General features: G+C 63.4%; 1 protein-coding gene. It reads left to right on the top strand.

Annotated elements, in window-relative coordinates; translation table 11 throughout:
• Nucleotides 1-307: 307 nt before the first annotated feature.
• On the top strand, nucleotides 308-811 hold the full coding sequence (locus ACYVDG_RS32685; protein WP_460764183.1) for an MFS transporter: 504 nt from the start codon (nucleotides 308-310) through the stop codon (nucleotides 809-811).
• Nucleotides 812-857 lie beyond the last annotated feature (46 nt).

Here is an 857-nt window from a genome sequence, read left to right as displayed (position 1 = left end):
CAGACCGGTGGGCGTTTTTCCCCCTGAGCATCTGGTGGCCCTGGACGTATGGGCGTTCGGCGAGCTGATGGATGATCTGTTGCCCCCACGGCGCTGCCGGTTCGCACCCCGGGAAGTGACCCGGCGCACTTTCCGGTTCCCCACCCGCAAGCGCGGCACACCCGCCTCATACAGAGTTCGGCACCGGGTCCATATCTGGCGACTCATCCCACCAGCACCAACAACCTAAAACAACGGTATTGGAGGCCACACCTGGTGTCTGAGCAGGGTTACCACTGAAATCGACGGCAGAAAGTCGGGGTGACCCGTGTCTAGAGCTGAATCGTCCGGATCGGGTGGGTCACCGGATTCGTCTGCTGACGGCGTCGCCGCCGGTGTGACAGTGGCCCTGTTCTCGCTCTCACTCGGCATCTCTGGCATCGCCGTTCCGCTGTTGATGATTCGGGCCGGTTACGCCGTCGCCGAAATCGGAATCGTCGTTGCCGCGGCGGCGGTTGCTCAGGTGCTCGCCCGGATGAGTCTGGGCGCGCTTATGCGCCGACTGCCCGACAAGGTGTTCGTGGTTGCATCCGGGGTGTTCATGTCGGTCTCCTGCCTCCTACTCACTGTGTCCTCCTTCTGGGCGGTTCTGGTCGTTTCCCAGCTTCTCCAGGGGGTCGCGCGGGCGTTCTTCTGGACAGGGAGCCAGACGCACGCGGTCCGGATGGCCGACTCGGCAGTGGGTGCTGTGTGGTTCGTACCGGGTCTGATGGAGGCTCTCAATCCTGGGAAGGATGAGAGACATGGCAGCACCGAGGAAGTACCCCGATGAGCTGCGTGAACGCGCAACCAGGATGACCCTGGAAGCCCGCCGAGAC

The organism is Nocardiopsis oceani, assembly GCF_054777395.1.
Note: the sequence above shows the minus strand (reverse complement) of the source record. Positions and strands in the feature narration are given on the sequence as shown.